The organism is Actinomycetota bacterium, assembly GCA_005774595.1.
Classification (GTDB): domain Bacteria; phylum Actinomycetota; class Coriobacteriia; order Anaerosomatales; family D1FN1-002; genus D1FN1-002.
In genome coordinates, this window is record VAUM01000477.1 from 1 (window position 1) to 1,147 (window position 1,147).

Below are 1,147 nucleotides of genomic sequence, written 5' to 3' on the forward strand. Positions count from 1 at the left end.
GTGCGGTGCGGACGTGCGCCGTCCGGGCATGGAGATGCGCCGCCCTCTCCATCGCTGCCAGTCGGTCCCGGGTTGCGTCGAGCTCGGCATGCGTGCGCTCGAGCTCGCGCTGGAGCTCGAGGATCCGCATCACACCGGCGAGGTTCACGCCCTCCTCCTGCGTCAGGTGCTGGATGAAGCGCAGCCTCTCGATGTCGGCGTCCGAGTAGAGCCGAGTGTTGCCGCCGGAACGCTGCGGGGAGACGAGCTCCTTGCGCTCGTAGATGCGTAGCGTCTGCGGGTGTACGCCCGTGAGTTCGGCGGCCACGCTGATCATGTAGAGCGGTCTGTCTCTGCCCGTGCGCTTCATCGCGTAAGCCTTCCTTCGCCTCGCAAGCACCCGCTAGCGGATATGTGCTCTCACGTCTTGGTCCGATTCCGCCGAGAAGGCCTCGAGCGCCTCACGCTGTGCGTCCGTGAGTGACTCCGGGACCACGATTCTGGCGCGCACCTTGAGGTCTCCGGCACCCCCGCCCTTGAGCTTGGGGGCACCTTTGCCGCGCACGCGCATGACCTTGCCGCTCGCGGTGCCGCTCGGGATCTTGAGCTTCACCTTCGTTCCGTCGGGGGCCGGCACGGTGACCTCTGCCCCCAGCGCCGCCTCGGCGAACGTAATCGGCAGGTCGAACGTCACGTCAGCGCCTTCTCGGCGGTAGAACGCATGCGGGGCGATACGCGTGACCACGTACAGGTCGCCTGACGGGCCCCCGCTGGCACCCGGCTGGCCCTTGCCCTTGAACCTGAGCTTGCCGCCGTCGGTCGCCCCTGCGGGCACGTTCACGGTAATGGGCTTGCGGCGAACCACCGACCCGGCACCGCGACACGCCGCGCACGGGTTCTCGATGACGCTCCCCGCCCCAGCGCACGCCGTGCACGGACGCGAGAACGCGAACATCCCCTGCCCGTCACTCGTCTGGCCCGAGCCGCCACAGACCCGGCACGTCGTGCGCGACGTCCCCGGCCTAGCACCCGAGCCGCTGCAGATCGCGCATGTCTCAGGGCGGTCGAGCTCGACTTTCGCGGTCGTTCCTGAGAACGCCTGCTCGAAGCTCACCGTGAGATCAACCTGCACGTCCTGCCCGCGGTGCGGCTGCGGCGTGTGACGTCC

General features: G+C 68.7%; 2 protein-coding genes. Both read right to left on the reverse strand.

Features of this window, described 5'->3' with window-relative positions; translation table 11 throughout:
• On the reverse strand, positions 1 to 349 hold a 349-nt coding region (locus FDZ70_11105; GenBank protein ID TLM65449.1), incomplete at its 3' end, for a MerR family transcriptional regulator.
• Positions 350 to 382: 33 nt separating this feature from the next.
• On the reverse strand, positions 383 to 1,147 hold a 765-nt coding region (locus FDZ70_11110), incomplete at its 5' end, for a molecular chaperone DnaJ (protein ID TLM65450.1).